Here is a 6000-nt window from a genome sequence, read left to right as displayed (position 1 = left end):
GCACGCCCCCGCAGCCCCCGCCGCCCGCATCTGCCGCTCCTGCCGCAGCGCCACGGTAAAACAGGATTTCTGATGCGGCTTCCCCCAAAAAGACAGCACCCGGACGCTTTTACTTTTCATCATTGACCTGTTTTCAAATGATCGCTGCGCCAGGGTCCGGGGCTGTGCGCGGGCGGTAATTGACGGCCTGCCGTTTGTACCCCACACAAACAGCCCGTATTGTCTGGAACAGGGTCGTCATGCCTGATTATGCCCCCACCATCATGTGGTTTCGTGATGATCTGCGCCTGGCGGATAACCCGGCCCTGTCTGCCGCGGTGGCGGCGGGGCCGGTGGTGTGCGTATATGTCCATGACCCTGCGCTGAAGCTGGGCGGGGCCGAAAAATGGTGGCTGCATGGCGCGCTTGAAGCCCTTGATGCCGACCTGCGCGCGCAAGGCGGCCAGTTATGCCTCATGGCCGGGCCGGAACAGGAAAGCCTTTTGTGGCTTGCGCAGGCCACGGGCGCGCGCGGCGTGGAATGGAACCGCCGCTACGCCGGGCCTGCCCGCACGCGTGATGCCGCGATCAAGGCCGCACTGAAAGCCCGGGGCCTGACAGCGCAGAGCCACCCCGGCAACCTGCTGCATGAGCCCTGGCAGGTGCGCACGAAGCAGGGCGGCCCCTTTCGCGTTTTTACGCCATGGTGGCGGGCGGTGCAGGCCATGGGGGCGCCCCTGCCGCCGCTGCCCGTGCCCCACGGGCTGGACGCGGCACTGGCGGGTGGTGCCGTGCCCGCTGCGATAACCGAACGGCTCGTGCCTCTGGCCGCCCTGTCGCTACGCCCCGCCACGCCCGACTGGGCGGCGGCCCTGCGCGCCACATGGCAACCCGGCGAGACAGCAGCCCGCGCGCGGCTTGATACATTCGTGGCCGAACGCCTGCCCGGCTATGCCACCGCGCGTGACCTGCCCGCCCGGCCTGCCACATCGGGCCTGTCGCCGTGCCTGCGCTTTGGCCATGTCTCGCCCCGGCAGGTGTGGCATGCGGTTGAGGCACGCGGCGCGGGCGACCGTGACAGTGCAAGCTTCCTGAGCGAACTCGGGTGGCGTGATTTTGCCCATTCCACCCTGTTCGACTTTCCCGATATGGCAACGCGCAACCTGCGGCCCGAATTCGATGCCATGCCCTGGCGCACCGACCCCGCCGCGCTGCGCGCCTGGCAGCGCGGGCGCACCGGCTACCCCATCATCGATGCGGGCATGCGCGAATTGTGGCACACGGGCTGCATGCATAACCGCGTGCGCATGATCGTGGCGTCTTTCCTGACCAAGCACCTGCTGCTGGACTGGCGGGCAGGCGAACGGTGGTTTGCCGATACGCTGGTGGATGCCGATGGGGCGAGCAACCCGTTCAACTGGCAGTGGGTGGCCGGATGCGGGCTGGATGCGGCGCCGTATTTCCGTATCTTCAACCCGGTGCTGCAGGGCGAGAAATTCGACCCCGATGGCGCGTATGTACGGCGCTGGGTGCCTGAAATCGCGCGCCTGCCGGGGCGCGCCATCCACACGCCCTGGAAAGCCGACCTGCCCGCGGGCACGGGCTACCCGACCCCCGTGGTGGATCTGGCGGGCGGCCGGGCACGGGCGCTGGACGCATGGAAAGCGCTCTCATCCTGATTATAAACCCACTTCCCTTTAAGTAGACAGGAATCACATATGGTGTTAGGGATGTTGGTACGATAACAGATATTATGTATTAATTATTATATGAAACTAAATTAGATTATTTCCCAGAAGACGTGAAGCGCCTGACATCACCACGCCTTTCCAAGGACTGATCGTGGTATTTTTTCAGTCGAGACCCACCAATATCTCAATAATAACAATATTTTAACCATGTCTCCCCTGCTGGCGACATGCACGCAGGCACATGGAGGCAGGATTTTATGGGTAGCAGGAACAGGTATGACTCCGTGCAGGCGGCGACCTGCGAAAACGGGCAGTTGGTCCTTGTATCCGGCCATTTCGATATGGATTCGCTCCAGCAGGCCATGACCCGGTACTGCAGGGAAGGCCGCGTGTTCACCAGCCAGGGCAACAAATGCCCCATCGTGGCGTGTCGCGACGCCTGGCTGAGCACGACCCTGACCGAACTTGACGGATGGAATACGGGCACCCTGAACCTTGACGGGGGCACGATCATGGTGGCCCATGCCCAGGGCACGGGCGTGACCATGCTGCCGGTCAACATACGGGCCGGCGGGGGCACCCTGATGTTCGACAGGGGCATGCACACGGGCGGCAGCCTGCTCGTTGACCTCAAGCGCATGTGCGACTCCCACGCCACGCTGAAGCTGGTCTTTGAAGGCCGCGAGCACCAGTTTGCCACCTATGACCCCATGACGGACATGACCCTTGTCGGGCTGGCTCCGGGCAGTGACACCATTGCAGGCTGGGTTGCGCTGCGACTTGATGGCAACCCGTGGCATATCGCCTGCCCCACGGCCATAGAAGGCACGCCCCTGCCCCAGCTGCGCCGCGAGTGGCGGGCCAACGGGCTGCCTCACGTGACCCTGAACCTGCCGAGATGAAAAAAGACGTCAGAACAAATCACGAAAAAAAGAGGACTCTGCATTCCGTCGCCTGATTTCCGCAAGCGTCAACAGACTTATCCACAGGGCTGCGTGAAAGATTCCATCTTGCGAATCCTGTTTCCTGTTGCGGCAAAGCGACAATAAATGGCTCTTTACCGCCATAATCAGGATTCTTTTTACGCCCTTCTTTACGTCGGCAGTTTCCTGTGCAGGGGACTCGGCCAGATTTCCGTGAAAAAAATCCACACCTGAGCATGGCGTTCCCTGGGGGGACTCAGCCATTCAGTTCCGGTTCGTCATCCTGTAGCGCAATGGCGGGCGGCGGCGGGTCCGGTCGGGCGAAGTGAACCAGAATCTCATCGGGCAGATTTTCGGTAAAGACCCGGTCGAATCGCGCATGCAGCGATCGACGGACCCAGACCTCGAACGGCGTGCCGCCGCGCCTGGCGGGGAGGAGCGGCGTGTCGTGAAAGGCTGGCATGGTATCCCTCCCTGTGATGCCGGGCGTGTCCTGCATGGGGAAACGGTCGGGCCACGCTGACAGTTTCCTGCCTGTGCGCCCTGTGGGGGCAGCCATGCGCGCGCGCCGCAATCCCCGCTCAGGCCGCCATGGAGTCGAGCAGCGGGATGCCGGTAGCCTGCGCCATGCGCGTGCAATACGCCCATACCGGCGCGGGCCATGCGATTCCGGCCACCAGCGTCAGGTTGCGCAGGAAGGGAAAGAGATGGATGTCATCGGTTGAAAGCTGGCCGTTTACGGCTTCCGGGCTGCGGATCAGCCCGGCCAGGCGGGGGAGTGCCGCGTTGATGCGGGCGATCAGGGCCGGGCCTTCGGCCAGGCGCTGGCAGAACGGGCCGACCATCTCCTCCTTGTTGCGGATGAAATACAGCCGCGCCGCCGTCGTTGCGAATTCCGGCAGGGGCGTCGCCGCCGTGCGCGGCAATGTCAGGTTCAGGTAGGGCGCCTGCATCTCCCGCATCCACGCGGTGATTTCGGGGCGGGTGGGGCCGGTCAGCAGCGGCCTGCCGTCCATGGCATCGACATGGGCCACGATATCCATGCTTTCCCCCATGAAATGGCCGTCCTGCTCCAGAATCGGCACCATCTTGCGGCCAATCATGCGGGTGGGGGTTTCCACATCATCATTGAGCAGCACGATATCGGTCACCGGGATGTGCTTGAGGCCAAAGATCATGCGTGGCTTCACGCAGAAGGGGCAGTGGTCGTAGATATAGAGTTTCATGCCGGTCCCGCTAGCGTTTCATGGCCGCGATCTTGCGATCGGTAGTGTACTGGCTCAGCGCATAGACTGACCAGATGGCGGCGGGAATCCAGCCAATGAGGGTAACCTGCAATATCAGGCACACAATGCCCGCGAAGGGCCGCCCGATGGTGAAAAACTGCAGCCAGGGCAGCAGGAGGGCCAGGATCAGGCGCATGGACAATACCTTTCATGATGGTACGGCAGGGCTGCGGGCATGCCGTCGCGCACGCACGGACAGCCATCACATTCCTGCCTGCTGGGCGCGGCCTGCGCAACATGATGCATGCGCGCTGTATCCTCTTCCTTTTGGCGAGGGAGCGCAGTAAAAACATGATGATGGAAAACGCGTCGGATACACAACCCGCCCCTGGGGGGCGCCGGAATTTCCTCGGGCTTGTCACCACCGCCACGGCTGCCGCGGGAGCCGGGGCATGCCTGTGGCCTTTCCTGCAAAGTCTCGCCCCTCGTGACAGCGCTGCCGCGCACCTGCCGGTGGATGTGGACATATCCGCCCTGCCGCCGGGGCAGCAGATTGTCGTGACCTGGCAGGGCAAGCCGGTTTTCATCACCCACCGCACGCCCGAGGCGCTGGCCGTGCTGCAGGATGCGGCCCAGACCGCCCGCCTGCGCGACGGGCCATCGCGCGACAACCAGCAGCCGCCCTATGCCACCAACTGGCACCGCTCGCTTGACCCGCGCTACGGGGTGGTGGTGGGCATCTGCACCCATCTGGGTTGCGTGCCCGCCTACAAGCCGCTGCCCGAAGGCAAAGGCGAGGCCAGTTGGCCCGGCGGCTACGCCTGCCCGTGCCATGGCTCCAAATTCGACCTTGCGGGCCGTGTGTTCCGCGGCGCGCCCGCGCCCTACAACCTGCCCGTGCCGCCATACAGCATGCCCACCCCCACCCTGATCCGGCTGGGCGAGAACCCGGCGGGGCAGGATTTTGATTTTTCGGGCATTCTCCAGCTCTGAACGGCTGCCTGCGCATACAGGACAGTTCTTGGTGCCGCTGTTTTAAAAAAGGCGGCGCCCAAGGACTTTTATCACATGGTTTTAGCGCACCGGCCTGAGGTGCAGGTCCATGGTATAGATCGCAACCGGCAGGCGCAGGCGTGATTTTCCATCAGGCTGGAAGCTGGCGGTGCGGTTGAGCTGGACTGCGGGAATCCACAACGTGCCGTGGTTGTCGATCCACATGGCATCGGCCCAGACCAGCCGCCTGTCGCGCACCAGCGTGGTGGCCCTGCCCTGCGGGGTCAGGCGCAGGATACGCAGCCGGTTCACATCCGATACATACAGGTTGCCATCACCATCAATGGCCGTGCCGCCGGTGGTGGGCGTGTTGTAGAACAGCTTTACGGTCCGGGCGAGATCTGGCGCGGGCAGGTCCGGGTTTTCCAGCGCGGCGGTAGGCGCGACCCAGAGCGGGCCGGAACTGGGCTGGAAATAGAGCTTCGACCCATCTGGCGAGACCTCAAGCTGGTCGGCATGCACGCGGGCGGGGTGGCCGCCGGTGGTCAGCAGGTGGCCCTCGGCATACATCGGGCGCTCATCGGTGGTGGAACGGTCATGGGCCAGCACGCGGCGCTGCTGGCCGGTGCGCTGGTTGACCACGATCAGCGCGGGGTCACCTGCATCGGTGACGAAAATCGTGTCGTTATGAAAACGGATGTCATCGATATAGCTGTGCTCCGTGCTGCTGGCACGCAACGAGATGACATGCACGGGCTGCCCGGTCGTGATGTCAAAGGCCAGGAGCCGCGCGGGCGCGCCGCCCATGGGGTTGGGCGGGCCGCCAACATTGGCATCACCCGAATCCACCACCCAGAGCAGCCCGTCCGGCCCGATGCGCAGGGCATTGACCCGCACGAAGGGCTGCATGTCGCCTTTCGTGCCATCCATATGGTTCCAGCGCACATCGGGGAAAGCGTGGGGGATGCCCTGCGCATCGACCTCGGCCACACTCGGGCCACCGCCGCCACCCCCGCCCCAATAGGGAAACGAGACGAACATGCGCCCGTCATCCGCCACGGCCACGGCATTGAGCACGCGCTGCGAGGTCCAGGCCGTGTGCAGCGCCTCACGCGCACAGGCCCGCCCCGGCTGGCCGGCCAGGCCAAGGGCGAACGCCATGCCCGCCACGGCCATGCCGCGCAGGGA

At 64.2% G+C, this 6000-nt stretch carries 8 protein-coding genes; 3 read left to right on the top strand and 5 right to left on the bottom strand.

The window, feature by feature from the left end; genetic code table 11:
- Window positions 1-239: 239 nt before the first annotated feature.
- Entirely contained in the window at window positions 240-1658 is a 1419-nt protein-coding gene (locus tag HNW77_RS10705) for a cryptochrome/photolyase family protein (RefSeq protein ID WP_172157523.1), read from the top strand.
- Window positions 1659-1927: 269 nt separating this feature from the next.
- The gene (locus HNW77_RS10700) at window positions 1928-2572 is read left to right on the top strand and encodes a hypothetical protein (protein ID WP_172157521.1); all 645 of its coding nucleotides are present in this window, start codon (window positions 1928-1930) and stop codon (window positions 2570-2572) included.
- Between the two features lie 9 nt (window positions 2573-2581).
- Here HNW77_RS10700 and HNW77_RS10695 read toward each other — a convergent pair whose 3' ends face one another.
- The 4 genes from HNW77_RS10695 to HNW77_RS10680 all read right to left on the bottom strand — a co-directional run bounded on the left by HNW77_RS10695 (window position 2582) and on the right by HNW77_RS10680 (window position 4015).
- Complete coding sequence (locus HNW77_RS10695; protein WP_172157519.1) at window positions 2582-2857, bottom strand: hypothetical protein; 276 nt, start codon at window positions 2855-2857, stop codon at window positions 2582-2584.
- Window positions 2850-3056 carry a hypothetical protein gene (locus tag HNW77_RS10690; protein ID WP_172157445.1) on the bottom strand — a complete coding sequence of 69 codons (207 nt, stop codon included), beginning with the start codon at window positions 3054-3056 and terminating at the stop codon, window positions 2850-2852. The genes HNW77_RS10695 and HNW77_RS10690 overlap by 8 nt, the downstream gene beginning before the upstream one ends.
- 118 nt (window positions 3057-3174) lie before the next feature.
- Window positions 3175-3819: a glutaredoxin 2 gene (grxB, locus tag HNW77_RS10685; protein WP_172157517.1), complete on the bottom strand. Its 645-nt coding sequence runs from the start codon at window positions 3817-3819 to the stop codon at window positions 3175-3177.
- Between the two features lie 10 nt (window positions 3820-3829).
- Entirely contained in the window at window positions 3830-4015 is a 186-nt protein-coding gene (locus tag HNW77_RS10680) for a YqaE/Pmp3 family membrane protein (RefSeq protein ID WP_172157515.1), read from the bottom strand.
- A 161-nt stretch (window positions 4016-4176) separates the two neighbouring features.
- Here HNW77_RS10680 and petA point away from each other — a divergent pair, with 161 nt between their 5' ends.
- Window positions 4177-4812, top strand: coding sequence for a ubiquinol-cytochrome c reductase iron-sulfur subunit (gene petA / locus HNW77_RS10675; protein WP_172157539.1), 636 nt, complete (start codon window positions 4177-4179; stop codon window positions 4810-4812).
- 81 nt (window positions 4813-4893) lie between these two features.
- On the opposite strand, the gene HNW77_RS10670 is transcribed toward petA, so the two are convergent.
- Window positions 4894-5973, bottom strand: coding sequence for an L-dopachrome tautomerase-related protein (locus HNW77_RS10670; RefSeq protein WP_172157537.1), 1080 nt, complete (start codon window positions 5971-5973; stop codon window positions 4894-4896).
- Between the last annotated feature and the right edge of the window lie 27 nt (window positions 5974-6000).

Source organism: Komagataeibacter melomenusus (assembly GCF_013155395.1).
Classification (GTDB): Bacteria; Pseudomonadota; Alphaproteobacteria; order Acetobacterales; family Acetobacteraceae; genus Komagataeibacter; species Komagataeibacter melomenusus.
This window is presented reverse-complemented; position numbering and strand designations above follow the sequence as displayed.